The following is a 26,127-nucleotide window of genomic DNA, read 5'->3' as shown; positions in this document are numbered from 1 at the left end:
GGCGGGGGGCCCCCCGGAAAAAACCCCCCGTAGAAAATTTTGGGCGGCCCCCCCCCCCCCCGCGGGGCCTGGCTCAGTGCCAATCTTCAGCACCGGCAGAGCTCATTCACTATTCGCTTGTGCCGGGAGGGGCCCATGAATTTCTGCAGCCACTGCGGCCAGCCGGTAAAAAAAGTCCTGCTCGCCGGCGACAGCCATCCCCGTTTCCAGTGCAACGGCTGTTCCCGGGTCCACTACCAGAACCCGAAGGTGCTGGTGTCCTGCTATGCGACCTGGGGCAACAAAGTGCTGTGGATGCGCCGCGGTATAGAACCCTGCGTCGGCAAATGGACGGCACCGTCGGGCTTTGTCGAGGAGGGGGAATCCCTGGAACAGGCCGCGGCCCGTGAGCTGTTCGAGGAGACATGCGCGCGGGTCGACCCGCAGCAGATGCAGCTGCATATGGTCGGCAACCTGGTCAGGATGAACCAGATCTATATGGTCTTCCGCGCGCCGCTACTCTCGCCTGAGTTTTCAACTACCGAAGAGGCCAGCGAAGTGCGGCTCTTCGCCGCCGACGAGTTTCCGATCGAGGATTTTGCCTTTCCGGAGGTGGCGGACAATGTCCAGCTTTTCTACCGGGATCTGCAGCGAAACCGTTTCGGAATCTATATGGGCACGCTGGAAAACGGAAAAAATACTATCCGTGTCGTGGGGCGGGAAGACTAGGGTGATCCCTCGTTAGGGGAGACCTTTGTATTCACTCAGTACCGTGCGGACGAGCACCAGGGGCGAATACGAGATTCACCCCTGCGGAACTGACGCTTCAATGCGACTGCGGTCCGCGGCGATCGTGCAGGCCAGCCATCTCGATATTGGCGATCTGCGGTCCCCCGTCGGTCATACTGATCCACATCAGGTGATCCATGGTGCCCGGCCCCTGGGGCTGCATCTTCTGGGAGCCGCCGGTGGTACCCAGCTGGATATAGTCGCGGCCGTTGCGCTGTTGGAACTCGTAGTAGTGGTAGTGGCCGGCCAGCACCGTATAGGGACGACTTTCCAGCATGGTTTCCAGTTGCTCAAACTCCGGCGATTCGTATTTCCAGGCGGGCTTGTGCATCAGCACAAAGGTCCAGCGCACGCGCGGATTTTCTTCCAGTGCCTTTTGCACATAGGCCAGTTGCGCGTCGCTGATGGTGACCCTGTCCTGGCCACGCAGCACTTCCGCTATCTGCCCCAGCTTGGGTTCCGCGGCAAAAAACTCGCGGGCCTCGTCCAGGTTTCCCTGCAGCAGTTGCACGGTGCGCTTGTACTGCTCCATGGATACATCGAGCTTCTTCAACGCGGCCTTTTTATTGCTCGCCGTAGGCGGGTCCTCGGTGTTCAGGGCCAGGAAAAGCACATTCCTGTAGACGAAGTGGTAGTAATCTCGACCGAGGCGCTGCCGCCAGTAGTCGCGCATGATTTCGTTGCTGATGTCGTGATTGCCGACTACGTGAAAATAGGGCATTTGGAGATTGTCGATCAGGTCAGCCACTTCATCCCACTGCCGCGCGATTTCCGCTTCGTCTTTTTTATAGCCCTCGATATGGTCGCCGACGCTTAGCACGAATTCCGGCTGCAGCCAGTTGAGCTGGTCCATGGCGCGGGCAAAGACGCCCGGGCGCAGGCCGCCGGTGCGGTCGCCGACCACGGCGAACTGGAAGTCGCCGCTGCTGTTGGCAAACGGCTTGTCCGTGCGCGCGGCGCCTTCCGGAATCAGCGTGGCCAGCTCCGCCGTATCGTGATGGATTTGTATTGCCGGGACGGACGCAGTCTTCTCGCGCCTGTCACAGGCAGTTAAAAAAAAGGCCGCCGTGACGGCGGCCAAGAGGGTAGGTTTGAACATGTATTTTTCCCGATTTATCAATCAGTGCCGTAGGGTGCGCCGTGCGCACCGCCGCGATCGATGGTGCGCAGGGCGCACCCTACGGGGTGACCTTTCTGATTAGTACTCGTAGATCACATCCAGGCCATAGCTGCGCGGTTCGCCAAAGACCGCCGAGGGCACGCCGAGGCTGAAGTGGGCCACGTAGTACTCCTCGTCCTGCAGGTTCTTGCCCCACAGGGCCGCGCGCAGGGAACCGCCGGCGAAATCGATATCCGACAGTGACAGGCGCGCATTCAGCAGCGCATAGTCGCCGACAATGTAGCGGCCGTCATCGATGCCGGAGCTGGTGAATTTGTCATCCTGCCAGGAGTAGCCCAGGTTGGCTGCCAGGGTGCCGAAGGACACCGGAACGCGGTAATCCAGGTCGGCGACGACACTGTGTGTGGGGCTCTCGACAAAGCGGAAGTTATCGGCGATGTCGGCACCGGAGGCGTCAATGATTTCCTCATAGTCCGCGTCCAGGTAGCCGTAGCGCAGGTTGGCGGTCAGGCCGTCTGTGATCAGCGCGGTCAGGTCCAGTTCCAGTCCCTGCACCGTGGCGACGCCGGCGTTGAGTACATCTGTGATGCGCGGGTCATCCGGGTCCGATTGCACATTGATCTGGATATCCTCGTAGTCCGACTGGAAAACAGCCGCGTTCAGGCGCAGTCGGTCGTCCCACAGCTGTGATTTGATGCCCAGTTCGTAGGAAACCAGTGTCTCCTCGTCGAAGCCCCTGGCGAACATCTCCGCCGAGCTGGCGCGCACGTTGTATCCGCCGGTTTTGTAGCCGTCCACCACCTTGGCGTAAAGGTTGACACGCTCACTGAGATCGAAGGCAGCCACCAGCGACGGGCTGATCCGGTCGAAGTCGTTTGACCCATCGTCGTCGACACCGGGGATGATCATGCCCCTGTCCAGTAATTCGGTGGCGGTGGCGCGGCGCGCTTGGCGCTCATCCCGCGAGCTGCGCAGGCCGAGAGTCAGGTGCAGGCGGTCCTCGAGAATCCCCGGCGTCCAGGTACCCTGGCCGAACACAGCGGTGGCGGTGTTCTCGATTTCACCCACGCGGTAGCTGGCCACGTCACTGGAGGGAATCAGTGTGCGGCTGGATGTATCGGCCTCCTCCTCGAAGTAATAGAGGCCGAGAATATACTCGAGGCGGTTGTCCAGTGCGTCGCCGAGCAGCTGTATCTCCTGGCTGAACTGCTCCTGGTTGCGCTGCGAGGCATTCTTGTAGATAGGCGCGGGGCTGAAGACGCCACTGTGAAAATCCATATTCTGGAAATTTTCCAGTTCGCGGTAGGCGGTAATGGATTTAAGCGTGATGTCGGGGGAGATATCCCAGGTGGTGATCAGGCTGTGGCCGGAGGAAGTCACGTCATTGGCCTGCAGCTCCTCAACCGCATCGCTACCGCGCTCTGGGCGCTCGGCCACTTCCGGATACAAGGGTACTGCGGCGACAAAAGATGGCGTGTCGCCGATGTCCGACTGGTCGTAGCTGTAGCGCAATTCCAGTTCGTGGGTCGGCTGCCAGCGCAGGTCCGCACGCCAGGCGTCGCGATCGCGCTCACCGTAGCGGTCCTCGCCGCTGCCGGGGTTGTCGACAAAGCCCTCCTGCTGCGAGGTCAGGTAGGAGAAGCGCGCGGCGGCAGTGTCGCCGATGGGGGCGTTGATCGTCGAGCGGGAACGGAAGAGGCCGCGGCTGCCGCTGCTCAGCTGCTGCTTGAAACTCCACTCGTCCAGCTGCGGCGCCACTGTGACGAAATTGATCGCACCACCGGTGGCATTGCGGCCGTACAGGGTGCCCTGGGGACCGCGCAACACTTCTATGCGCTCCACGTCCGCCACTTCCATTGCCAGCCCCTGGCTGCGCGCCACATAGACGCCGTCGATATAGACGGCGGTGCTGGCATCCTGGGTAATCTGCTCATCGTTCATACCCACGCCGCGCATGTAGATACGCGTGGTGGCGGCGTTGTTCGGGTGCGGGGTCATCTGCAGGTTGGGTACATTGCCGCGCAGATCTGTCAGGTCGTGCACGCCCTTGACTTCCAGCTCGCGACTGTCGAAAGCGGCCAGGGAAATGGGCGTGTCCTGCAGCGACTCCTCCCGCTTCTGCGCGGTGACTGTCACCTCCTCCAGTACCAGCCTTTCCTCCTCGGCCTGCGCCGCCGCGGCAGGCATGGCCACCACCAGGGCCAGGGCCGTCTTGTGGAATTTGTACAGGGGTTTCCGGGTTGCATCTCGCATCATTGTGTCTCTCCTTGACCTCGCCGGCAGCCCGCCACCTCTGGGCCGAGCGGGGGTCTTATCGTTATTGATTATTTCCAAATTCTACCTGCGCGCAGGTAGAATTCGAGCTAAATCTACCTGCGCGCAGGGAGGTGTGCAAGACTTTTCCACCTTCTCATGGCGGCCCGGGGCCCCTATCATGGGGCCCCGCCAACCTGGGAATCCCATGACAGACACAGCTTCAGTACACAATTTGTTGTCCAGCCGCGGCGAGCAGACGCGCGAGAAAATCCTCGACGCCGCCGAGGCAATCTTCGCCGACAAGGACTTTTCCGCCGCGCGCCTGGAGGATGTGGCCCAGGTAGTGGGCATACGCCGTGCGTCCATCGTCTACTACTTCGCCAACAAGCAGGAGTTGTACAACGCGGTGGAGTCGCGGGTGTTCGCTGCCATGACCGATAGCATCGAGCGCAATCTGCAAGGGGTAGAGTCAGCGGTGGACAGGGTGCTGACGGTATTGGACAGCTGGCTGGATTTCCTGGTGCATCGCCCCTCGGCATCCCGGCTGATTCTGCGCGACAGCGCCAAGTCCCACGCCCAGGCCTCTTCCTCCGTGCGTATTTCCGCGGCGGCGGTGCGCCTGTGGGAGCGGGAACTGGGCGCCGGCCAGCAGAGCGGCGAGCTGGCCGAGGCAGACCCGATCCACCTGCTGCACCTGCTCGGTGCCGGTATCGTCTACTACTCGGCCACCGGCCAGCTGCTCGGTGAGGAGCGCCTCTACGACCCGGCCGCCCCGGAAAACCTGCAGGCATTCCGCAAGCTGCTGCACCGCAACGCGCGCGCTCTGTTGTTGCCAGAAAACTGAAGCTGCCCGGCAAAACGCGGCACAGGGATGTGCCGCCGCCGGCCGCAGGGCGGCGCGAGCCGTTGAAATACAAGCAACTCCGCGCAGTTGCGCGGGGCGGCCATCCGCCAGTATTTCAACGGCGACAATCAATTAGGTCAGGGACGACCTATTTGATTGCAAGGTAAATAGTCCATTTGCGGGTCGCCGCGAAAGCGACCCACTGCCAGTCTTATGCTCGGCGAAAAATCCGCATCGCCCATTTCGAGCAACATAATTCCAACAAGTGGCTGACCCTATGATCAAGAAACTTATCAAGCGCAGCGGCGTGCTGCTGTTTTCCCTGTCCCTGCTCCCCCTGAGCGCCTGCGCCGAATCCGGTGAAGCGCAGCAGCCGCTGCGCATTTTGCTGACCAATGACGACGGCTGGGATGCGCCCGGTATCCAGGCGATGCGCACCGCGCTGATAGATGCTGGCCACGACGTGACCCTGGTGGCGCCGCTGACCGGCCAGAGCGGTAAGGGCGGCGGTTTCAATACCCATGTGGGTGAGGGTGTCTCGGTAGAAGAGAAGGCGCCCGGCGTCTGGGCCGTGGACAGCACCCCCACCGACTCAGTGCGCGCGGCCCTGGGTGCGATCATGGCGGAGGCGCCGCCGCAGCTGATAGTGTCCGGTTCCAACTTCGGCCAGAACCTGGGCCAGCCGGCTGCGCATCAGTCCGGCACCATCGGCGCCACACTGCAGGGCATTTTCAGCGGTATTCCGGCGATTGCGGTCAGCGTCGGTGTCGACTTCAGGGAGAGCAAAAGCAGATTCCCCAGCACCCAGGCGGCCTTCGCGCCCGCTGCACAATTTACCGTGAGCCTGATTGAGGAGTTGCAGAAGGCCAGTGGCGGGCAGCTGCTGCCGCCGCGCACCGCGCTAAACGTGAATGTGCCGGTACCCTATGAAAAGATCAAAGGCATAGAGTTTGCGCCGCTGTCCCTGGCCAACGGCGTACCCTTCAGGCTGCTGGATACACAACGGGAAGTGGTGAAAAACGGCGGCGGTGCCCTGCAGATAACGCCGTTTCTCGGCGAGCGCGATATCGACGCGGGCAGCGATATCGATCTGTATAACCGCGGCTATATCACCATCAGCGCGATCGACGGCAATGTGACGGCGGTGCAGCCTGAGCAGTTGTTGCTGGAAAAGCTGCAACCGTAAGTAGCGCAAAAACTAAGGGCAACTCTAAAAATTCGTTTCTCGTCACCCCCGCGAAGGCGGGGGTCCAGTTGCCACGGGGTTTCTGGGTTCCCGCCTTTGCGGGAATGACGAAATTTAAAGATGCCCCTAAGTAGGGGATGCCGTGCACACCGAATGCGTCACCCGCCTTCGCTGACATCAGCTGGTGCGCGCGGCGCACCCTATGACTGACAGCCCCTCTCCCGCAAGCTATCCAGTTCCGATCAAAACCCCAAACCCAGATTGCTGATGCGCGCGGCCCAGAAATGTGCGCAGGCGCGATCCAGTGCGGCCGTCTTATAGCCGCTTCCCGCGCCACCGCACAGTTGCATGGCGCTGCTCAATTGCGGATTCACGTCCTGGTCGTAAATGGCCAGCAACCCTTTAAGAGTCCCCACATAGGCGGTGCCGTCCGGCCCCAGGCTGATCGGGGCCCAGTTGTTGTCGTAGTCGCGACCGGCGCCGGTGCGGATCTTGAAGGCGGTTCTGCCGGTTTCGGCGTCCAGCGCCCCCAGGTACCAGGCGTTTTCGCCGTTTTCCTGGGTTGCGAAGGTGTAGAAATAGATCAGGCCATTGCCGGCGGACATTTTCGGCACCACCGACGGAGATTTTTCCGGGGAGGTCCACACCAGATTGCAGCCACTCTCGTCCGCGCGGATATCGATACGGCTGAAGCCGCCACTGATCGCGCTCCAGTCGGACTGTTTCATCGCGTTGCTGTAGCCGTGATTGTTCTCGATAAAGATGGAACGGCCGCGGCCGATCATGGAATTGTCTGTGGCGGAGGCACCGGCGTCGAAAAGCGGGAGCCTGCAGATCAGGCGCTCGCCTTTCGAGTTCCCCGTGCGCCGGTAGACCAGCAGGTTGATGCGCTCGTCGGCGTTGTCGGTAATAGTCACATAGTCGTCGCCGATCAGCGTGGGGGTAGTGCCGGAACCCTGGTTGATGGAACCCACCTTTTTCGCGCTGCCGCGGTCGTAGGCCTCGCGCCAGACAATATCCGGCGCGCCGTCCGCCATGGCACGCATGCGATAGAGGGCGTGATCGGAGACGATATAGACACCGTCGTCGGCAACGGAGAAACCGTTCTGGATTTCCTCGCCATCGAGCCTGGTCATCGCTATCTGGCCGCTGTCGGGATTCAGCGTACCGACGCGCCCCTTGCGGGTCACCCACCAGATATTGCCAGAGTAGTCCGGCATCACCGCGGTGACCGGGTCACACTCGCCCTGCGGAAACCAGTTGTTCCAGTTCATGCAGTCCTCGGGCACATGGTCGCCGCCCAGCGCCCAGCTGTCCGCCAGGTAGAACTCCCACTGCCCGGACTCGAGCTGGCGATGACCTATGCGCTGCAGGCGCTGGCGACTGTCCACCAGCACCGCGCGATCCTGCGCGTCCAGATAGAAGTAGGCCCCGCCGGAGGTATCGGTCATGATGATGCTGCTGTCGCGTTTCACCAGTGCCTCGAAGGTGGAGGGTCTGCCGGGCAGTTGGTAACTGGCCAGCAGCTCCAGCGAGCGCGGCTGCAGCAGCTGCAGCTCGAAACCCAGCAGTGACGCACAGAGCGCGACCAGTCGGCCACCGCGATCGAAAGTCACCGTCGCGCACATTCCGCCCGGGTAGCGGGAACCGATACGCGATACCACTTGCGGATTCACGCCCAGCGGGCCGGCGACCTGGTGAACGCCTGAGCTGAAACCGTCACCGTGCATGCCGCCGACACCGGCCGCGGCCATATACGGATGTTCCGGCGCGCTGCCGGCGAAGGGGATGGCTGTCGCCGCTGCGCCGATAAAGGGCGGCGCGGTCAGCGGCTCGCTGGCTATGGGTCTGGGACTGGAACCGGGGCCGCAGGCACTCAGCAGCAGCCCGGTAGCGAGGCAGGCAATTCGGCGCATCATCATGGATCTCTCCCGCTTATAAGGCGCTGTTTATCGTTATGCAGCCAATATAAGTAGGGGGGAAAAGGTGTCGCTTACCACAAATGGACTAGCCACAGACGAGCGACTAATGCATAAGATCAGGGGATAAATACCGCTGCTAACCTTGACCGGATTTGTGCTCAGGGTTTTACACTGAACAAAAAGTAGCCAGCCGTGAAAGTTAGCGATACATTTGAGCTTTCGCGCTGCAAGCAGCGAATCCCGCCACAAGAGCGGTCACAATAAAAATATGATGTACGGCGATGCGAGAGAGTTACACAACCATGCGGAAGAAACTCAATGACCTTCCGACCTTCAGCGGCCTGTTAGATAAGCTCTACATGGGTGCGGACGAGTCGGACCCCTGGCACAGTTTCCTGACCGCGCTGATCGATATTCTGGACCTGCAGTATTCGACCCTGATGCTGCGCCCGCCCTGCGCCGCCGACAGCGGCCTGCTGTTTGCCGCAGGAGGTGACGAGACGGTACCGGCCACCATGATGGACGGCGCCGATAACTCCCACTACACCGACAACTACTACACCATGGACCCGCTGATCAATCTGCCGGTGGGTAAAGTGGTGCTGATGGAGGATGTGATTCCCCGCGACCAGCTGGTGGAGAGCGACTACTACAAGCTGTTCCTGCACCCCTTCTCCATCGCCCATATCGCCGGCATGGACCTTCTCGATGACCGCGGCAAGCGCTTCTGCCTGCGCCTGACCCGCGGCCCGCAGCAGCCCAGTTTCACTGCGCAGGAAAAGGCGTTTATGCAGCTGCTGGCGCCCCACCTGTGCCGGGCAGTATCCCAGGGTGTCAGGTTTCGCCAGCTGGACTCGGAGCGCCAGGTCTATGCGCAGTCCATTTCCAAGCGCGCTATCGGCATTATCAACCTGGACAAATACGGGGAAATACTGGAGCTGAACCCCGCCGCGCAGAAAATTCTCAACGACAGGGACGGCCTCAACCTGGTGCACCGCAGCCTGCAGATCAGAAACGGCAAGCTGCACGAGAAACTCAAGCAGTGTATCGACGAGGCGCTGAACGCCAAGCACGAGGATGTTTGCCTACCCATCAACGCCATCGCAATTCCGCGGCTGTCCGGCAAGGCGGACTATGAACTGGTGATAAAACCCCTGCCGGTGGAGAAGCATATAGAGGCGGAGGGAACGGCACGGGCAATGATCCTGATCCAGGACCCGGAGCAGAGCACCGATGTCTCCGTGCGCCTGGTGATGCACCTCTACGGGCTGACCATGTCCGAGGCAACCCTGGCGATAGTACTGTCCACCGGCAAGACCATGGAGGAGGCCGCATCCAGCCTGGGGGTCACCAAGAACACGGCCCGCGCGCACCTGCGGGCCATCTTCGCCAAGACCGGTGTCACCCAGCAGTCGATGCTGGTGAGCCTGGTATTGCAGAGCCTGGCGTCAGTCTCCTGACGCAGCGTCAACGCGGCGGCATGTCACATCCAGGCCAGGCTCGCCAACAGGGTAACGGTGGCACCGACGGAAAGCAGCAGCGCGTAGCTGGTGCCCAGGGTGAAGAATTTTACCAGGGTGATACCCCAGCCCTGGCCGTAGATGCGCTTCTGCATCAGCAGCAGGTAGAGCGGCATCCACAGCAACAGCAGCGCTATTGCCCAGTCGCACACAAAGTCGACCGCGGCATAGTCCTTCAACCAGGCCTGCATATCCAGCAGCAGCGTCACCAGCAATAGCGCCAGACTCAAAAATGCGTGGCTGTGCAGCGCGACGATCAGATGCTCCATATACAGCCGCCGCTCAAACACATACAGACACCACAGCAGCAGCGCGAAGAGCGGTAGCAGCGCGAACAGTGTCGACGGAATGGCGCTGATCCATGCCTGCATAAAACGATTGGGATCCTCGCGGAGGACTTTGGTGTTTTTGCTGGCGCTGACGGCCTGGACGGTGAGCCATGCGTTCCATGCCTGGGGAAAGGCGTTCACCTGTACCGGTTCAGCCTCCGGGTTCCAGCAGCCACCGCCGAGATCGGGCAGGCAGATTTCGTCTGCAGCAGACGTTTCCACAGATGCCCCTTCGGCGGGGAGGGCGCCATCCCGCAGTTCTTCACCATTTAATTGGGCCATGCGCGCCTCGGCCTGCTGCCGCACCTTCTGCGCCGCCAGCTCGATGCTGTGCAGCGCGGCGGGGACTTCCGCGCTCGCCTCCTTCGCCTCGGCCAGGTTCGCCAGTGTCTGGTCGCGCAGGCGCTCGACATCCGCGACCGTCTCCGCGCGCGCAATTTCGCTGTCGTAGAGATTGATATTGATATCGGTGCTCAGGCGGACAACAAAAAAGGTTGTCAGGCACAGGAAGATAAACAGGCGTACCGGGCTGACATAGCGCACCCGGCGCCCGGTAAGATACTCACTGGTGAGGAAACCGGGGCGGGTGAGCAGCGGCCCCAGGGTGCGGCCGATGCGCGAATCCAGAGCCAGCAGTGTGTCGAACAGGTCGCCGAGAATACTGGAGAAGTGCCGCACCATACCCTTTACCGGCTGGCCGCAGGCGTGGCAGTGGGGTCCCTGCAGACGGGTATCGCAGTTGGCACAGTGGCTGTCTGCCGCCACGGGGGAACCCTCTCCCAATGAGGCATTGGCTTGGTCGATATTCATTCTTTGACTCTTTTTATATCCGCAAGGCCAACAGTGGGTTCCGCGGGTAGATAATTACAACCACATCAGGCGCGCCATCACCGTCAGGGTGGTGCCGAATACCAGCAGTGAAAAGTAGCCCACGCCGAGGATGCCGAATTTCAGTATCGTCAGCGGCCAGCCCTGTCCGTAAACGCGCTTTTGCATCAGCAGCAGATATAGCGGCATCCATACCAGCAGTGCGCCCAGCAGCAAATTGCACAGGTAGGCCGCCGCTGGATAGCCGCCGCCCAGCCACTGCTGCAGCCAGAAAACCAGCACCATCAGCAGCAGCGCCATGGACAGGAAGGCGTGGCTGTGCAGCGCCACCAGCAGGTGCTCCAGGTACAGCCAGCGCGAAAACAGGTAGAGGATACGCAGCATCAGTGCGAACAGCGGCAGCAGCATGAACAGGGTAAAGGGGATGGCGCCGACAAGCGCATTCTTGAACGCGTTCGGGTCCTGGCGGATGCGCTGGATATTACCCGCCAGCTGATCCACCGGGCGCAGGCTCCAGCCGTCGCCGCCCTTCATTTGCAGCGGACCCAGCTGCGGCTTCCACGGCGCATTCCCACCCGGCGCGGCATCCCCCGCGGACGGGCCCGGAGGAGATCCCTGCAGCACTTCGATGCGCAGCCGTGCGCGCTGCAGGACTACCTGCTCCATACCGCTCATCACACCGGACAAGCCGGGGACATCGCCACTTTCCCGCGCGATTCTCCGCGCCTCGCCCAGCGCCCGTTCGCGCAGCCGCTCCACCTCCTCCACTGTGGCGGCCGCGTCTATGGAGGCCTCCACATGCGACAGTATGTTGTCCCCGCCGGTTTCGACTCCCGCGCCGCTGGGAGGCGCTGCGCTGTTCCAGTCGGTGCTCATCTGCACCGCGAAAAAAGCGATCAGGCAGAGGAATACAAACAGCCTCACCGGACTGACATAGCGCACGCGGCGGCCGGCGAGATACTCGTTACTGAGAAACCCGGGGCGCAGCAGCAGCGGGCCCAGCGTACGGGCGATGCGGGAATCCAGGCCGAATACCGAGTTGAAAAAATCGCCGATAAAGGTCAGAAAGTGCTTTGCCATGCCTTCCACAGGCTGGCCACAGGCGTAGCAGTGGGGGCCGAGGAGTCTTGTGTCGCAGTTGGCGCACTGCTCATGGGCGCTATTGGAAACCGTCATACCTATTGCCGACTCAGATTATTGGGTTTCGTCGTGCATACGAAAGCAACTGCACCGATTATCCGCTTTTTGAACAATTTTCGCAGCCGCCTCCCGGCACTACCAGATGTGGGCCGACGTCAGTAGAAACTGGAGGGAAAACATTCGCAATATATTTTCCGACTTTCGTTTCCGCCAGTACAAAACCTGCCTGGATTACTGACCTACAATAATCTGTATTCGGTCGCCACGGGGTGTCGGCAAGGAGGCCATACCGTGCATATTCCCGCATTTCTCCAGGCTATGGCCACAGGCTTGATACTGATCACCTGTGCTTTCCAGGTGTCAGCAGACAGAAAATTCCCGCCGGCCCGGGATACTGCACTGACCGAATCTGTACAGGCGCGCGAGAGCACACCGTTTTCCCAACTACGGGATTCGCTACGGGGCGCGCGCAGCCAGCTGACGCAGGCGCAACAACTACCCGACAAGCAGCACGCAAGACGGATCCGCGATCTCGGGCGGCGCCTGGAAATACTGGAGGCGGCGCTGGAACGCTTGCCATCCCTGCCCGAGCCCCAGCGCGCCGCACTGCGCAGGCAGTTAGACGCCCTCACCGCCCAGATCGCCACAGTCCTGGATTCGATTCCGCCCTTCAACCTGGGCCTCGGCATTGCGCCCAGGGCGGTAGAGGAGTTCGGCATCCGCGTGGAACCGGACCTCGGCACACCCTCCTGCACCGATGCGAGCCGGGAAGCGAATAGTGAGTTCTGCCTGGAAGGGCCCTGGCTCAGCACCCGATCGCCAAATTTTATCAATATCAAACGCACCGCCTTTTTCAGGGGCAGCTTCCAGCAGACCGGCGGCAACCAGGTAAGCTCATCGTTCGTCGCCGAGCGCGATGGCACCCAGGTAGCCTTCCATTTTTCCGCCGAAGCCTATGTGGATGACGACAGCAGCGGTGCGAATCGGCGAATGTTCGTGCGCGCACTGGTCGATGGCGTGCCGGTAGCACCGCAGAATGTTGTCTTTGCAGTGGGCTCCGAGCAGTCGCCGCGCTCGATGCTGTTCAGCACGACCGTGGATGCCGGTATCCACACCGTGGAGATGCAGTGGTTGGTGGACCGCGGTGGCACTGCCTTCCTGCGCAATGCGTCGCTACTGGTGCGCACCGGCCCCGCAATTTCCCAGAACGGCACTCTGGTCGCGCACACGGAAGCCGGCGGGGTGACGCCACCCAGCACCTCGAGCAACGCCTGGCAGGATATCCCCGGTATGGCGCGCTGGATCTATGTGCCGCCGAACGGGATGCTGACCGCCAGCCTCGGTGGCGAGACTTCCGTCGAGGGCGCCGGCGACCTGGCCATGGTTGTGCGGGCGCTGGTGGACGGTGTGCCTTTGGATCCGTCGGATGTGGTATTCCGGCGCGGCGCCCGTATCCAGTCCCACGCCTATACCTTCGGCACCCGAAACATAGCGAGCGGCTGGCACCGGGTGCGCTTCCAGTGGTTCGCCGAGGTGGGAGCCACCGCGACAATGGCGGACAGGACCATGGTGCTGGCCGCTTACCCCTCGACCACCGCCAATGCCTCCCACATTTTTGTATCGCCGCCCAGCGGCCCCAACCTGGAGACATCGTCGGGCAGCTTCCAACCGGTGCCCGGCCTCTCCACCACCATCAATATCGGCCCCCGGGGCAACGGCGAGGTGGCGGCGATCGTCAGTGCCGAGGTATTCGCCAACGGCGGTGCCAGCACCACCCTGGCACTGGCGGTGGACGGTACGGTGCAGAGTGAGGTGACCACTCGCTACACCGATGGGCAGGAGGCGGCCCAGGCCAAGGCCTTCCAGTTCGACGCCAAGCGCCTGGCCCCGGGCAATCATACTATCGCCGTCTACTGGCGTGCCGACGACGGTGGCACCGCCGGTATGGGCGACCGCAGCATGGCACTGCTCAGCGAAAAGGGATTGATTCCCGACCTGGCAGAGGCACTGCCACTGTCGCCGGCACGCTATACGCAGGTCAATGGCGGGCAGGTGGACCCGGTCGAGGACAATGTGGTCGGCCTGGAGCCAATGATCGGCAGCCGCAAGGTGCTCGCCATTCTCTGGGATCCGCTGCGCGACGACGTGACACCCGCGCCGGCGGGTGACGTCAGCGACCGGATTTTCGGCGCAACGGACAGTGCCGACGATTACTTCCGCGAGGCCTCCGGCGGGCGTTTCCAACTGCAGAACGCCGGCGTGCTGGGCTGGTTCCCGAGCACCCTGGGCGACGACTATACGGTGCCCAAGCCCTTCTGTATCGACGGCTATATCAACCGCCAGATAGAAAAGCGCGCGGATGCAATTCAGCAGGCGGATCCCTTCTTCGACTTTTCCGCCCACGACACCAACGAGGACGGCTTCCTCGAGTGGAACGAACTGGCGATCATCATCGTCATCGCCCAGAACAGCGATTTCGGCACCGCCCGCGCGCGGCTTACCGATCCCGCCTGTGGCGGCGGCCCCTTTATCGTGGACGGGGTCGAGATTCCCGACGTGACGGAGTGGTTCACCGATGCGGAACCCGCGGACTTCGTGGTGGCGGCCCACGAGCTGGCGCACCAGATCTTCGGCCTCGACGACATTTACCAAAGCGGCACCAGCTCGGCCAAGGCGCGGGAAGTGGTCGGCCCCTGGCAGTTCAGCCTGATGTCGGCGCGGGCCGAATCCGGCGACGGGGCCCAGGGCACCTCGCCCCACCCGGGCCCCTTTCACAAGCTGGCGCTGGGTTGGGTGACGCCGGTGACGGTGCACGCCGGGGCCACCTATTTCCTGCAGGATGTAAAACTCGGCGACCGGGTGCTGGTACTGCCCCACTACAACAACGAGGCGCGGGACGACGAGTATTTTCTACTGGAAAACCGCCGTTCGAATACGCCCGGCTTCTACGACCAGGGGCTGGGTGACAGCGGAATCGGTATCTGGCATATCGTCAGCGACCGGGCGGACAATGGCAATTCACCACGCGGCGTACCCGACGACCAGTGGCTGCCCTTCGGCATCCAGGATACCCAGGCCCGCCGCAGCATCCGCCTGCTGCGCCGCTTTATCAGCTATGACCCTTCGAGCGACAATGCCGACGCCAACCAGAACAATCCCCTGTGGGATATGTTCGCCACTTCGGAGCTGCTCTCCGGGCCCTGTAACAGTCTGTCGGAAGAAAATGTCGCCGCCTGGGGAGACTGCACCCCGAGTGGCTACGACATCCGAATGCTGACGCCATCCGGGGAATTTATGGCCATCGATATCGACGTCAACTGAAAGGCTGGGAGAACACCGGCCGCTGCCAGAAACGCACTTTCCTGCGCTGCCTGCGCAGGTGCGCCGGGGTTTCCTTTGCGGGGATTTTGTAGACAAAGTGCCTGCGCGCGCGATGATACTCCGATTCCGCATCGAAGAATGTCGCCCGCATTTTTTCCAGCTCCTCGTCCCGGTACTGCTGCAACGGCTTGCGCTTTTCATCGGCTGCGCGCAGGTCCCGCTTGGCCTTGAGATGCCGCTCGAACCTGCGGCTGCGGGCGATTTCCTCACAGAACTGCTCGAGTTCGCGCCCGAAAATATGCCAGTCCTCGTCGAATACCTCATCGGCATAACCTGTCTGCAGCGCTTCGGCGGCAAGCAGTGGCAGGCACTTTTCCGTCAAAGAGGCCGCCACCTTCTGGCCGACCCGTCGCGGCAACAGGTAAGTCCAGTATTCGGAGCCGTAGAGGCCCATAGTCCGGTAGTGGGGGCTCAGCACCACTCCCTCGCGCACTACCACATGGTCACAGGCCAGCGCCATCATGGCACCGCCGGCACCGGCGTTGGCGCGAAGGGCGGCTACGGTGATCTGCCGCGGCGTGTTGACAATCGCCTCTACCAGATCGTCGATTGCGCAGATATTTTCCCAGGATTCCTGCGCGGGGTTTGCGGCCGCTTCGATCACATGCAGGTGCAAGCCGTTGCTCCAGAAGTCTTCCCCGCCCATCAGCACCAGCACTTTCGCATCACTGGCCTGCAATTCTCGGTAGTGTCGCAGCAGCCGCAGGCACTGGAGGCTGTCCATGGCGCCGCCCGGGAACTCGAAATAGAGATAGGCGACATCGCCTCTGCGCTCGACGCGGATATCGCGCACCGGCTCCGCAATCTGCTCGAGCTCGGGAAGCGCTTTGTCCAGCAGCGGCACCAACACCCGGGCGGCCGGCAGCTTGATGCCGCCTTTGCGTCGGGCCTGCAGTAGCCACACGGCACCGTCGGCGGTGGCACGGCACAGGGCGCCGTTGCTGCTGGCGATAAAGGCACCCGCATCGCCACTGAGCGCTGTTTCGCGACGCACGCCGTAGAGGAAGACTGTCTTGCCAGCTATTTCCTCGCACACACCGGGCGCGCTGTCGGCCGCGCGCAATTTGGCAATCACCGTGTCGGTGGCATCGCGGCGCCAGTCGATCGCTCTGTCCGCCTGGGTCATGGGCGGCAGCAAGCGACCCGGCGCCTTTTCCGGCAGCAGTGGCCGCGGCCGGAAGGCGGGATCCTGCATCGAGGCGATAGCCCGCTTGACGAGGAGGGCAGCGGCAGCGGTGACCTCGCGCCGATAGTGGCCTGCCTTGCCGGCAGCGCGCAGCGGGAAGCTGACGCTGCCCCAGATATCCCCCGCATCCATTTCGCCGTTGGCCTGCAGCAGGGTCACTCCCCATTCGGTGCAGTTGCTGTCGATAGCCCAGTCCAGGGATGAGGGGCCGCGATCACCCTCGATACCGGGATGTACGACAAGGCAGGGGGTTTTCCGCCAGATGCTGGCGGGAATGCGGTGCACCAGGTAGGGGCAGATAATCAGGCGCGGGAGAAAATCGGCGACTGCCCTTTCCATGGCAGCCTCGCCGGTCGCGAGCTGCACCGAGACCTCGCAGTCGAGCAACGCCAGTTCGCGGTGTATCCGCTGGCTCAACCCATTGAAAGCACTGCACAGCAGCAATACGCGCATAGTGACACTCCCTGTTACTTTTATGCGGTTTTCGTAGGCAGTTTTGGGGGCCCCGCCCGAATCGCGAAGCGGCGGCAATTGTCACTGCCGGTCTGAAGCTCCTTGTAATGCGACCTGTTAAGCAGCCTTATTCGATGATTGTCTACTGCAGGATAATAAGCAGGAACCGTGCCCGTTCCGTGACACGGTCCCCTATTTTGCAGTGCGATTGAATCGGCCGCTCAGCTTTCCTGCAGGAAGCGCGCAATGGTGCGCAGACCGTGGCCCTTGGCGCCGGCCGCCCAGAGATCATTGGCACTCGGCTGGTAGGAACCGGACAGGTCCATATGCACCCAGTTGCGCCCCTGATCGCGCACGAAGCGGGCCAGGAAAGCCGCCGCAGTGGAGGCGCCGGGGCTGCCGTCGATGCCGATATTGGCGATCTCGGCAAAGCCGGACGGAATCTGCTCCAGGTGGAAGGGCTCCAGCGGCAGGCGCCAGGCCTTTTCATTCTCAGCCGCGGCCGCGTCCAGCACCCTCTGCGCGCTCTCGTCCTCGAAGCTGAGCACCGAGTTGAAATCGCGCCCCACTGCCATCTTGGCCGCGCCGGTCAGGGTGGCGGCGTCGAGTATCCACTTCGGCTCCTGTTCCGAGGCGGCGATCAGGCCGTCCGCCAGTACCAGTCGGCCCTCGGCGTCGGTATTCAGGATCTCCGCGGTGACGCCATTCTTGTATTTGATGATGTCACCCAGCTTGTAGGCGTGGCCGGAGATGAGGTTTTCCGCACAGCAGAGGTACAGTTTGACCCGCTTGTTCAGGCCGCGCGCTATCGCCAGCGCCAGGCCACCGGTAACCATGGCCGCACCGCCCATATCCGATTTCATCGTCGCCATACCGCCGGACGGCTTGATGCTGTAGCCACCGGAATCGAAGGTGATACCCTTGCCCACCAGGCAGATATCCACTTCGGCGTCGGCGTCACCCGAGGGATTGAAGTCCAGCTGCAGCATCACCGGTTCACGCACGCTGCCGCGGCCCACATTGTGAATACCGACAAAGCCCTCCTGCAGCAGCTCATCGCCGGCCACGATTTTGTGGCTGACGGCCCCCGGCGCCAGGTCGTGCAACAGCGCCGCGGCGCTCTCGGCCAGAACCCGGGGGGAGACCTCTTCCGGGGTGCCATTGGTGATCTCCCGCACCCAGCGCGCCGCCTTCTCGCGGGCGTTCAGCTCCTCTAGCTCGGCAGCATCCCCCGTACCCCAGTCGAGCCGGTTGTCATTGCGCGGATTGAAATAGCCGGCCCAGAAAGCCCAACGCCGCTCCAGGTCCCAGCCATCGCCAGACAACTGCACCGCGGCCACACCCATACCGTCCAGACGGCGTGCCGCGCGCTGGGCGGCCACCAGGGGCCCACCGGTGGCCCTGGTGGCGTGCACGGTGGCGTGCACGGTGGCGCCATTATCGGAAAAGCTCAACAGCGCCTTGTCCCCGCCCCAGGTCTCCGCCGCGGCTGTCTCGACCAACTGAACCTGCATTGCCTTTGTCATACTGCATCCTTCACTGAATTCGTCGGGTGGATTTGCCGTGCATTCTACCAGTCTAATCAGCTCCCCTCTCCCGCTCACTCTATAACCCCCTCCCCCGCTTGCGGCGGAGGGGGTTCTGTCGGAGGCATAGTAGATATTTGCGCCGCCGGAACCACGACAGATAAACTGGCGCCCTGGAAATAAAAAGAACATAGGGAAGTTCTCATGGCCGAACCCTGCAACTATCACGCCTCCGCCGAGGCCGCCTGGCACTGCCAGCCCTGCAGCCGCCACTACTGCAGCAGCTGCATCCCCGGCTCCAGCGCCAACTACCACAGCGGGCGTCCGGACTGCCCCCTGTGCCACAAGCCGATCGAGTACATAGGCGCCAGTAACAGCGCCAAACCCTTCTGGCAGATGGGGCTCTTCTACTTCAAGTACGCGCTGCAGCCCGGGCCATTGACCGTGTTGGCGCTGGCGACGGCCGTGAGCCTGATGATCTCCGGCCTGGGCATCATATCGCTGGCCGTGTTGCTGGCTGCCATAGCCCTCGTCACCCGCTACAGCCTGCTGGTGATCGAAAAACTGGCCGGTGGCCAGCTGGAAGCGCCGGACTTCGGCGACGCCCTGGACGGCAACAGCGCACCGCTGTTCCTGAAGGTGATCGGCATGACCCTGATCGCCGGCTTCGCCGGCTACAAGTTGATGGCCCTCGGCCAGGGCGCGCTGCAGCTCTACTCGATTGCACTGTCCCTGCTCGCGCCCGCCGCGATGATAGTGCTGGCCCTCGAGGGCAGCCTGCGCGCAGCCATCAACCCGCTCAAGCTGCTGCAATTCACCGTGATTATCGGCTGGCCCTACCTGCTGCTGTGGATCACTACCAGCGCCGTCTCCGCCGCGCCCGGCTACCTGCTGCTACTCGTTGCGGACAAGCTGCCCCCCTGGGCCATAGTGCCGGTGATCGCCGCCGCTACCTGCTACTTCTATATCGTTACCAGCGCGATGATGGGCTATATCTGCCTGTCGCGGCAGCAGCAGTTGGGTATCATCGCCGAGCAGGAAGATGACGGCGAATACTTGGATGAGGCGGAATTCAGCCGCGCCCGGGCGCTGGCGGAAGCGCAGATACTGATGCGCGAAGGCGACTTCAAGGCCGCGCGCCGCACCCTGGTGGAATGCCTGCGCCGCTACCCGGATGACCCGGCCCTGAACGAGCGCTACTACCGCCTGCTGCTGGCCACCCAGGACAAAAAGGCCCTGCGCGAACTGGGCCCGCACCTGCTGGACAAGTTCGTGCGCATGAACCGCGCCCACAAGGCCGCGGAGCTCTACCTGGCCACAGACCCCCTCCCCGCCATCGACAAGTCCCACCTGCGCCACGGCCTGGCAGAGGCCCTCTACCGCCAACAGAAATTCCGCCCAGCGGCCATGTTGCTGAACAACCTGCACAAGGAAGACCGGGAATACCGAAACCTGGACGCGGCCTACCTGCTGCTGGCGCAAATCTATATCGACGGTTTCAACCGGGAGGATATGGCGAGGAAGCTGCTGGCGTTTGTGAAGCAGAAGTTTCCGCAGAGCAGTTTGCGCGAGCAGATCGACACATTGGAACAGATACTGGGTGGGGCGCAGGTGGCTGGCTGATTACACGGCACGATAGTGCCATTATCAGATTTGGTATGGCTATATCTGGCCATCTATGGGTATATATAGGCATACATGGTCATATGTGAACACATACCCAGATGTGACCATGCCTATGAATAAAACTGTTAGAGCTCAAGACCGAGAAGTGAGATGGACTTAGACACTTTTTGCAGAAAAATTAAAGAAACCTACCCTGAAATATCAGCTAAGACAGACAAGGTATATGATGACTATTGGAACAGGTTGGTCCAAATGGAATTCTCTTCATATGCTTGGTTTGAATCACTGGCGAATACTCTGAACAGTGAAATGAAAAAGAAAGTAGTAGCTGATAACTATCAGGCACTTTTTAAAACCATAAGTAAGGAGTACGAACTCGGTGAAAGTGGTGTAATGAACGCAATTGATGTCGCGTTCGTCGAGAATCTATTTTGGCAAGTGCAATGCGATGACGCTCAGCCATATTGGGAAGTTATGCCTGATAACCTGAAAGAGCTCTACGTTGGGTTCCACGGGCAAGAACCGCTCTAACAATCAGCGGCAGGGCGACAGCCAACGCTACGCACCTTTTGTGTTACTCGCTGGCGCTCAAAAATTAACACAAAAGGTGCTCCGCGCTGGCTGCGCCTGCGCTGGGCGTTAAGCATTTAGGCAAGTAGTATGGAAGAAATCATTGGCGGTATTCTTCGCCCTATCGGAAGGTTTCTTGTAGAAGTCGTATTCCAAATTATCTTCGAGCTACTATTCCACGTCCCAGGCTATTTCATCTGCAAAGTGTTTAGTGGCGGTAAAAGCGACCCTAAGGATGGTTGGATCTTTCTTGCAAGTGTTCTTTTTTGGCTCATCGTCGCAGTCGTAGGTTACTTCGCATACTCGTTGTTCGGTGGTGGCGGCAATGCTTAACAAACGCAAGCAGTATGCTACGGCCCTCCGGGCCTCCGCGGGACGCCCAACGCTATGCACATTTTGTGCGGGTCGCTGCGCTCCCATTTTCGCACAAAATGTGCACAGCATTGGCCGCCCCTGCTGCGGGCGTTAGGCGTGCTAGAGGAAAAAATCCAGGAAATTTATGAATAGGTCTAGAAGGAATATTCTTAAGCTCTTTGGTGCTACAACTTTTTTGGGAGCTGATTGTTTTGGAAGAGCGGCGTATGCTGTTGCTGATTCTTATTCTTATTCTTGGAGGAATGGCCAGCCACTAGATACTCCTACTCAGGAAATATATCCAGCTGTTTTTGATGGCGAAATTTATGTGGGGGGAGGTTTTGTTCTAGATGATGACCCAATTTTCTTTGGTTTATCGCCTTCCAATAGTATTTCTATCTACAATCCAGTTGCTAAATCTTGGCGATATGGTAATCCATTACCCGAACCAAGGCATCACCTCGGAATGGCGAGCAGCGAAAATTTTCTGTACGGAATAGGTGGATTCTCTGGTGTAAAAGGGAATGCTTGGCAAGCAAAAAGTGATGTGTTTAGGTTTTCATCTGAGAAGGAAGAATGGGAAATTGGACCTCCCTTGCCCGCCCCAATGGCTGAATCAGTTTACGCCACTAATAATGGAAATATTCATGTCATTGGAGGAAAAACAGTAGGCATAAATTCGCAACTAAACGTTGATACCAAGAATCATTTTGTTCTCTTTAATGACAAATATTGGGAGAAAGCTGCGCCTGCTACCGTTTCCCGAAACTCTGCTGCTAGCGCAGTGTTAGATGGCAAAATATTCGTGGTTGGCGGTAGGATATCTGGTAAAGCATCTAAGAATCTTAAATTTTCAGAGTTCTACAGCATTGATGATGATAGATGGGAGCCTTTTCGGCCATTCCCCATAGCATTGGCTGGCCTGGCCGCAGTAGCATTGAATGGTAAAATTTTTGTGTCTGGTGGCGAAGCTTTCGGCGCTAACGGAAATTGGAGAACTGGAAAAGCTTTTCGACAAGTCTGGTCATACGATTTAGTTAAAGATACCTGGGAGAAAGAGCTGGATATGCCAGAACCCCGGCATGGGCATGGAGCGGTAGTCATTGAGAATTCAATGTTTATCATAGGAGGTGGTTCAAAAGTTGGGCCTCAAGAAACTCTGTCGTCACTGCTGGTGCTTCAGAGCGCTTAATCGGGTAGCCGAGGGTCTCTAACCCCCAGCCCCCACAACACCCTGCATGCGGGTCCGCACAGGGCGTTTCACCGGGAATAGTGAAGCTTGATCCATCCGTCTCTCAGTGCATACAGCCCCTGGGACTTTAAGTAGGCATTAGATAATGCCTGACTAATCCCCGGAGTTTTGGAACTGCGCCACGGGCCTTTACTGGTGATGCCACAAGCAACCGCTGCTTGAACGTGAACACCTAATCTCATCAGGCTTCTTACTTTGGTACGCGGCTTGCGCCATTGTCGCCAGTAGGCCATTCGAACTCTGCGCCGAATCCAGTGATCCAGATCCACACAGAGCTGATAGCAGTTAGCGATACCGAAGTAGTTAATCCAGCCGCGTATAAACTGGCTGGTTTTGAAGAGCTGGTACTCCACCGACCCCCCCAAGTTCCGGTCCGCCACCTGCCGAAGACGTTGTTTGAACTTCAACACCGCCTCCGGGTGCCATTGTATGCGGCCCGCCTTGAAGGTGAACCCCAGGAACTGGCTTTGGCTGGTTTTGACAACCCGACTTTTCTCGCTATTAACGACAAGCTTCAGTTTTCCCTCCAAGTATCGACCAATACTCCGCAGCACGCGCTCGCCTGCTCTCCGACTGTTTACCAGAATGGTAAAGTCGTCTGCGTAACGGGCAAACGGGTGGCCGCGACGCTCCAGCTCCTTGTCCAGTGAGTCGAGTAGGATATTGGCCAATAGTGGAGATAGTGGTCCTCCCTGTGGCACACCTTCCCGGCTTTCATGGAAGCGCTGGTTGTCGACAAACCCTGCCCGCAGATAGAGGGCAATGAGCTTGAGGAGACGCTTGTCGCGCAGCCTCCGGCCCAGCAGTGACATCAATAGGTCGTGGTTGACCCGGTCGAAGAATTTCGACAGGTCAACGTCCACCGCAATGCGGCGGCCACGCTTGATGATGGCCTGCACCTGCCAGACGGCTTGGTGCCCGTTTCTCCCCGGGCGAAAGCCAAAACTGCTTTCCGAGAACCCGGGGTCGAAGAGTGGTGTCAGGACTTGGGCTATGGCTTGCTGGATAACGCGGTCGGAGACGGTTGGGATACCCAGCTGGCGCTTGCCACCACCGGGTTTTTCAATTTCAACGCGCCTGACCGCAGAGGGCTGATAGCGGCCTGTTGCCAGTTCGCTGCATACCCGCTTCCATTGGCCAGTCTTGCCCACGCCGGGAATGCCTCGATGGACATGCCATCAATCCCCGCGGCTCTCTTATTGGCTCGCACGTGCTTCCAGGCCGCGGCGAGGTTATCACGCTGCAGTACACGTTCGAATAGATCATCGCTAAAGGCTGGCTTCAGGTCGCCACGCTGAGACACGTCATCGCCGGCCGGCGTTCGTGGATTCAAGTGTGACAAGGCTCCTCCTTTGTTCTCGGTGTTCAGGCCTTCGCCGTGTCCCAGCCATTACGCTGGGCATTTGACTACTATGCCGTCTGCTGACTTCTGCTTAATCACCGGCAGGGTTGTCCCCACAGGCGCTATCGGTTTGCATCTGGCCCGCTCTCCCTGGTCAATACACTCCAGAGAGCCCAGGCACTTGTAGACCAGAGTCTGACTGGTTATTGACCGATCGCCGGTTAAGCAGCCCCCGATACGTCGGACCGCCCCAGATAAGAGCATGAACTTTCCCTGCACAGCTGCATCATTTACGCTGGCCGTTAGATCACATGGCTTCGTCATCTTGTGCTGACTCGCCTTCAGCCTACGCCTCATATGATGTTTTTGTTCATCAGCTCGCAGTTTTGCGTCCGGCTTCCTCCAGACCGCCCCTCGCGGGTTGGCCCTTGCCATTCGCTAGTAGTTAACATTTAATTGGCGATATAAATCGCTAAGGATGGTGATCTTCCTACAGAGGACTTTCACCTCATTAGTTCATGCCCGTGCTGGGCGTACACAATCAGCGGCAGAGCGACAGCCAACGCTACGCACCTTTTGTGTTACTCGCTGGCGCTCAAACATCAACACAAAAGGAGCTTCGCGCTGGCTGCGCCTGCGCTGGGCGTTAAAGCTCACAAGCATTGTGGTTCATATTTATGGCAGAAATAACTGATTATTTAGTCATTTCCGGAGGCGGAGCCGAATTGAAAGCCGACCCATTTGGAGAGAGTCTGGCTTTCGCTTGTGGTGATTGTGGGCATCCGGTAGTAGCGGTGGCTGAAAAAGGGCAGCGCGGCTCGTCTATTGAGAATTCTTCAGTTTGTAGAGGCTGTTGGCAACATTATGTTGTTGAGGTACGTGAGTCAGTAGAGAAAATTGTGGTGTATCGGGCCCATGAGCTTTAACAAAGCCAGGCAGGATGCTCCGGGCCTTCGGCCCTCCGCGGGACGTCCTACTTTGCGCACTTTGTTGCGCTGGGCGCTGCGCACCCCTTATCGCGCAACAAAGCGCACAAAGTAGGCCGCCCCTGCTCGCGGCGTTAAATGCCACAGAAAAATAATGTGCCACTGTAAATTACAGCCAAATCTAGTCGATATCAGTAACTCGCATACTGAGTTCAAGTCCAAACTTGACCAGCTTGAAGTCGGCGACTGGGTGTTTCTTATGCAGTGCCCTGATTGCAGTCAACTTTGGAAAGTAGATGAATGGGACAAGTATCAGCAATCTTATGCGGTAAAAATTACAGATAAAGAGAGTTGGAAAAAGTTCGATTGTACGGCTCTGATTAAAGAAAAAATCATAGAAAATCGTGGTGGTTTAACCTGCGCACTATGCCAATGGTCAGACTGTAACTCTAAGCAGGTAAAAGGTAGCGCATACTGCGTCAATCACCTCTGGAGTATGGGAGCCCGTGCCTGAAGCATTTAACAAACGCAGGCAGTATGCTACGGCCCCTGGCGGGGCCTCCGCGGGACGCCCAACGCTATGCAAATATTATGCGGGTCGCTGCGCTCCCAGTTTCGCACAATATGTGCATAGCATTGGTCGCCCCTGCTGCGGGCGTTCGGGCTGTAGAAAAACTCGATAGATTTTTGCATGAACGAATTTTTTGTGCGGAGAGTGTCCTGAAATACTTTTCGGCACCCAAAACAGGCTTAGAATTCACGTAGGAACGTGACTTCCTGGGCAAAATATGACCAAAGACAAGGGGCCGGAGTTTTTCTACAGCCTCGTTATATTTTCGAAATAGATCATGGCTAGATCGATAGTTCTTACATTTCTACTATTCGCTCTCCTCTGTATGGCTGGGAACTTCGAGTACGATTTTGTAAATGCGGCACTGGAAAGGACTAAGCAGAATGTTTCGTACAACGGCTCATACTTTAAAATTACCTATCCAAATGGAGATGTGCCAGCTCATTTAGGTGTATGCACTGATGTTGTAATACGATCTTATCGAGCAATAGGTACAGATCTTCAAGTCCTTGTCCATGAAGATATGTCTTCAAACTTTGGGCTGTATCCATCGAAGCGTATTTGGGGCCTATCATCTACAGACAAAAACATCGATCATCGCCGCGTGCCAAACTTACAGGCGTTCTTCTCTAGGCATGGTAAGTCGCTACCAATAACAAATGATCCTAAAGATTATGCTCCTGGCGATCTTGTAACATGGACGCTTCCAGGCAATCTGCCACATATTGGGGTAGTATCTGACCGGTTATCCGAGCATAGCGGCAATCCGCTTATTGTTCACAATATAGGCGCCGGCCCAAGCCTTGATGACATGCTTTTTAGTTATGAAATAACCGGGCATTATCGTTACGTGCCAGAAAAATATAACAATTCAAACCAGCGAGGGCCTTTGGCCGGGACACGCTAACGCGTGCCCCTGTTTTCGGCGTTAATTTCAAGACTTACCCACGTTTAGTAGACACCCTGTATAGTTAGGTTTCGGCCTAACACGGAGGTGTACCATGGGTAAGAAGAGAACTCAGGCGTA

The 26,127-nt window shown here is 59.4% G+C and carries 20 protein-coding genes; 12 read left to right on the top strand and 8 right to left on the bottom strand.

Features of this window, described 5'->3' with window-relative positions:
* Nucleotides 1-135 precede the first annotated feature (135 nt).
* Nucleotides 136-708 (top strand): NUDIX hydrolase, encoded by a 573-nt coding sequence (locus IG627_RS14570; protein ID WP_193193112.1) that lies wholly within the window; start codon nucleotides 136-138, stop codon nucleotides 706-708.
* Between the two features lie 97 nt (nucleotides 709-805).
* Here the strand turns inward: IG627_RS14570 and IG627_RS14565 are convergent, their stop codons facing one another.
* Both IG627_RS14565 and IG627_RS14560 read right to left on the bottom strand, forming a co-directional pair.
* Nucleotides 806-1,867 (bottom strand): metallophosphoesterase family protein, encoded by a 1,062-nt coding sequence (locus IG627_RS14565; RefSeq protein ID WP_193193110.1) that lies wholly within the window; start codon nucleotides 1,865-1,867, stop codon nucleotides 806-808.
* Nucleotides 1,868-1,966: 99 nt separating this feature from the next.
* Nucleotides 1,967-4,144, bottom strand: a complete 2,178-nt coding sequence (locus IG627_RS14560) for a TonB-dependent receptor (protein WP_226865182.1) — start codon at nucleotides 4,142-4,144, stop codon at nucleotides 1,967-1,969.
* Between the two features lie 205 nt (nucleotides 4,145-4,349).
* Here IG627_RS14560 and IG627_RS14555 point away from each other — a divergent pair, with 205 nt between their 5' ends.
* Both IG627_RS14555 and surE read left to right on the top strand, forming a co-directional pair.
* Nucleotides 4,350-4,988, top strand: coding sequence for a TetR/AcrR family transcriptional regulator (locus IG627_RS14555; protein ID WP_193193109.1), 639 nt, complete (start codon nucleotides 4,350-4,352; stop codon nucleotides 4,986-4,988).
* A gap of 277 nt (nucleotides 4,989-5,265) precedes the next feature.
* Nucleotides 5,266-6,174 carry a 5'/3'-nucleotidase SurE gene (gene surE, locus IG627_RS14550; RefSeq protein ID WP_193193108.1) on the top strand — a complete coding sequence of 303 codons (909 nt, stop codon included), beginning with the start codon at nucleotides 5,266-5,268 and terminating at the stop codon, nucleotides 6,172-6,174.
* 242 nt (nucleotides 6,175-6,416) lie between these two features.
* Here surE and IG627_RS14545 read toward each other — a convergent pair whose 3' ends face one another.
* Nucleotides 6,417-8,093 (bottom strand): hypothetical protein, encoded by a 1,677-nt coding sequence (locus IG627_RS14545; RefSeq protein ID WP_226865180.1) that lies wholly within the window; start codon nucleotides 8,091-8,093, stop codon nucleotides 6,417-6,419.
* Nucleotides 8,094-8,398: 305 nt separating this feature from the next.
* On the opposite strand from IG627_RS14545, the gene IG627_RS14540 reads away from it, so the two are divergent.
* Complete coding sequence (locus IG627_RS14540; protein ID WP_193193106.1) at nucleotides 8,399-9,556, top strand: helix-turn-helix transcriptional regulator; 1,158 nt, start codon at nucleotides 8,399-8,401, stop codon at nucleotides 9,554-9,556.
* 23 nt (nucleotides 9,557-9,579) lie between these two features.
* Here the strand turns inward: IG627_RS14540 and IG627_RS14535 are convergent, their stop codons facing one another.
* Nucleotides 9,580-10,755, bottom strand: coding sequence for a DUF3667 domain-containing protein (locus IG627_RS14535; protein WP_193193105.1), 1,176 nt, complete (start codon nucleotides 10,753-10,755; stop codon nucleotides 9,580-9,582).
* Between the two features lie 54 nt (nucleotides 10,756-10,809).
* A complete protein-coding gene (locus IG627_RS14530) occupies nucleotides 10,810-11,949 on the bottom strand; it encodes a DUF3667 domain-containing protein (protein WP_193193104.1) in 1,140 nt (379 codons plus the stop codon).
* Between the two features lie 282 nt (nucleotides 11,950-12,231).
* Between IG627_RS14530 and IG627_RS14525 the strand changes: the two genes are divergently transcribed.
* Nucleotides 12,232-15,234 (top strand): hypothetical protein, encoded by a 3,003-nt coding sequence (locus tag IG627_RS14525; RefSeq protein ID WP_226865178.1) that lies wholly within the window; start codon nucleotides 12,232-12,234, stop codon nucleotides 15,232-15,234.
* Here the strand turns inward: IG627_RS14525 and IG627_RS14520 are convergent.
* Together IG627_RS14520 and pepB are read right to left on the bottom strand one after the other, a co-directional pair.
* Nucleotides 15,227-16,933 carry an enoyl-CoA hydratase-related protein gene (locus IG627_RS14520; protein WP_193193102.1) on the bottom strand — a complete coding sequence of 569 codons (1,707 nt, stop codon included), beginning with the start codon at nucleotides 16,931-16,933 and terminating at the stop codon, nucleotides 15,227-15,229. The genes IG627_RS14525 and IG627_RS14520 overlap by 8 nt on opposite strands.
* 221 nt (nucleotides 16,934-17,154) lie before the next feature.
* Complete coding sequence (pepB, locus tag IG627_RS14515; protein ID WP_193193101.1) at nucleotides 17,155-18,459, bottom strand: aminopeptidase PepB; 1,305 nt, start codon at nucleotides 18,457-18,459, stop codon at nucleotides 17,155-17,157.
* A 204-nt stretch (nucleotides 18,460-18,663) separates the two neighbouring features.
* Here pepB and IG627_RS14510 point away from each other — a divergent pair, with 204 nt between their 5' ends.
* The 4 genes from IG627_RS14510 (at nucleotide 18,664) to IG627_RS14495 (ending at nucleotide 22,201) form a co-directional block, all read left to right on the top strand.
* On the top strand, nucleotides 18,664-20,082 hold the full coding sequence (locus IG627_RS14510) for a tetratricopeptide repeat protein (RefSeq protein WP_193193100.1): 1,419 nt from the start codon (nucleotides 18,664-18,666) through the stop codon (nucleotides 20,080-20,082).
* Nucleotides 20,083-20,235: 153 nt separating this feature from the next.
* A complete protein-coding gene (locus IG627_RS14505; RefSeq protein ID WP_193193099.1) occupies nucleotides 20,236-20,616 on the top strand; it encodes a DUF7674 family protein in 381 nt (126 codons plus the stop codon).
* Nucleotides 20,617-20,745: 129 nt separating this feature from the next.
* Nucleotides 20,746-20,988, top strand: coding sequence for a hypothetical protein (locus IG627_RS14500; protein ID WP_193193098.1), 243 nt, complete (start codon nucleotides 20,746-20,748; stop codon nucleotides 20,986-20,988).
* Nucleotides 20,989-21,154: 166 nt separating this feature from the next.
* On the top strand, nucleotides 21,155-22,201 hold the full coding sequence (locus tag IG627_RS14495; protein WP_193193097.1) for a Kelch repeat-containing protein: 1,047 nt from the start codon (nucleotides 21,155-21,157) through the stop codon (nucleotides 22,199-22,201).
* 68 nt (nucleotides 22,202-22,269) lie between these two features.
* Here IG627_RS14495 and ltrA read toward each other — a convergent pair whose 3' ends face one another.
* On the bottom strand, nucleotides 22,270-23,412 hold the full coding sequence (gene ltrA / locus IG627_RS14490) for a group II intron reverse transcriptase/maturase (protein WP_319024577.1): 1,143 nt from the start codon (nucleotides 23,410-23,412) through the stop codon (nucleotides 22,270-22,272).
* A gap of 868 nt (nucleotides 23,413-24,280) precedes the next feature.
* Between ltrA and IG627_RS14485 the strand changes: the two genes are divergently transcribed.
* The 3 genes from IG627_RS14485 (at nucleotide 24,281) to IG627_RS14475 (ending at nucleotide 26,007) form a co-directional block, all read left to right on the top strand.
* Nucleotides 24,281-24,529, top strand: a complete 249-nt coding sequence (locus IG627_RS14485; RefSeq protein WP_193193096.1) for a hypothetical protein — start codon at nucleotides 24,281-24,283, stop codon at nucleotides 24,527-24,529.
* Between the two features lie 154 nt (nucleotides 24,530-24,683).
* Nucleotides 24,684-25,043: a metal-binding protein gene (locus IG627_RS14480; RefSeq protein WP_193193095.1), complete on the top strand. Its 360-nt coding sequence runs from the start codon at nucleotides 24,684-24,686 to the stop codon at nucleotides 25,041-25,043.
* Between the two features lie 382 nt (nucleotides 25,044-25,425).
* The gene (locus IG627_RS14475) at nucleotides 25,426-26,007 is read left to right on the top strand and encodes a DUF1287 domain-containing protein (RefSeq protein WP_226865175.1); all 582 of its coding nucleotides are present in this window, start codon (nucleotides 25,426-25,428) and stop codon (nucleotides 26,005-26,007) included.
* Nucleotides 26,008-26,127: the final 120 nt, after the last annotated feature.

It is taken from the genome of Microbulbifer taiwanensis, assembly GCF_014904815.1.
GTDB classification, from domain to species: domain Bacteria; phylum Pseudomonadota; class Gammaproteobacteria; order Pseudomonadales; family Cellvibrionaceae; genus Microbulbifer; species Microbulbifer taiwanensis.
Note: the sequence above shows the minus strand (reverse complement) of the source record. Positions and strands in the feature narration are given on the sequence as shown.

Coding starts and splice junctions, on each gene's coding strand:
- IG627_RS14555 (WP_193193109.1), top strand. CDS start 4,350: ATGACAGACACAGCTTCAGTACACAATTTGTTGTCCAGCCGCGGCGAG.
- IG627_RS14540 (WP_193193106.1), top strand. CDS start 8,399: ATGCGGAAGAAACTCAATGACCTTCCGACCTTCAGCGGCCTGTTAGAT.
- IG627_RS14535 (WP_193193105.1), bottom strand. CDS start 10,755: ATGAATATCGACCAAGCCAATGCCTCATTGGGAGAGGGTTCCCCCGTG.
- IG627_RS14525 (WP_226865178.1), top strand. CDS start 12,232: ATGGCCACAGGCTTGATACTGATCACCTGTGCTTTCCAGGTGTCAGCA.
- IG627_RS14510 (WP_193193100.1), top strand. CDS start 18,664: ATGGCCGAACCCTGCAACTATCACGCCTCCGCCGAGGCCGCCTGGCAC.
- IG627_RS14500 (WP_193193098.1), top strand. CDS start 20,746: ATGGAAGAAATCATTGGCGGTATTCTTCGCCCTATCGGAAGGTTTCTT.
- IG627_RS14475 (WP_226865175.1), top strand. CDS start 25,426: ATGGCTGGGAACTTCGAGTACGATTTTGTAAATGCGGCACTGGAAAGG.
- IG627_RS14545 (WP_226865180.1), bottom strand. CDS start 8,093: ATGATGCGCCGAATTGCCTGCCTCGCTACCGGGCTGCTGCTGAGTGCC.
- IG627_RS14520 (WP_193193102.1), bottom strand. CDS start 16,933: ATGCGCGTATTGCTGCTGTGCAGTGCTTTCAATGGGTTGAGCCAGCGG.
- pepB (WP_193193101.1), bottom strand. CDS start 18,459: ATGACAAAGGCAATGCAGGTTCAGTTGGTCGAGACAGCCGCGGCGGAG.
- IG627_RS14495 (WP_193193097.1), top strand. CDS start 21,155: ATGAATAGGTCTAGAAGGAATATTCTTAAGCTCTTTGGTGCTACAACT.
- IG627_RS14505 (WP_193193099.1), top strand. CDS start 20,236: ATGGACTTAGACACTTTTTGCAGAAAAATTAAAGAAACCTACCCTGAA.
- IG627_RS14530 (WP_193193104.1), bottom strand. CDS start 11,949: ATGACGGTTTCCAATAGCGCCCATGAGCAGTGCGCCAACTGCGACACA.
- IG627_RS14560 (WP_226865182.1), bottom strand. CDS start 4,144: ATGATGCGAGATGCAACCCGGAAACCCCTGTACAAATTCCACAAGACG.
- IG627_RS14570 (WP_193193112.1), top strand. CDS start 136: ATGAATTTCTGCAGCCACTGCGGCCAGCCGGTAAAAAAAGTCCTGCTC.
- IG627_RS14565 (WP_193193110.1), bottom strand. CDS start 1,867: ATGTTCAAACCTACCCTCTTGGCCGCCGTCACGGCGGCCTTTTTTTTA.
- surE (WP_193193108.1), top strand. CDS start 5,266: ATGATCAAGAAACTTATCAAGCGCAGCGGCGTGCTGCTGTTTTCCCTG.
- IG627_RS14480 (WP_193193095.1), top strand. CDS start 24,684: ATGTGCCACTGTAAATTACAGCCAAATCTAGTCGATATCAGTAACTCG.
- IG627_RS14485 (WP_193193096.1), top strand. CDS start 24,281: ATGGCAGAAATAACTGATTATTTAGTCATTTCCGGAGGCGGAGCCGAA.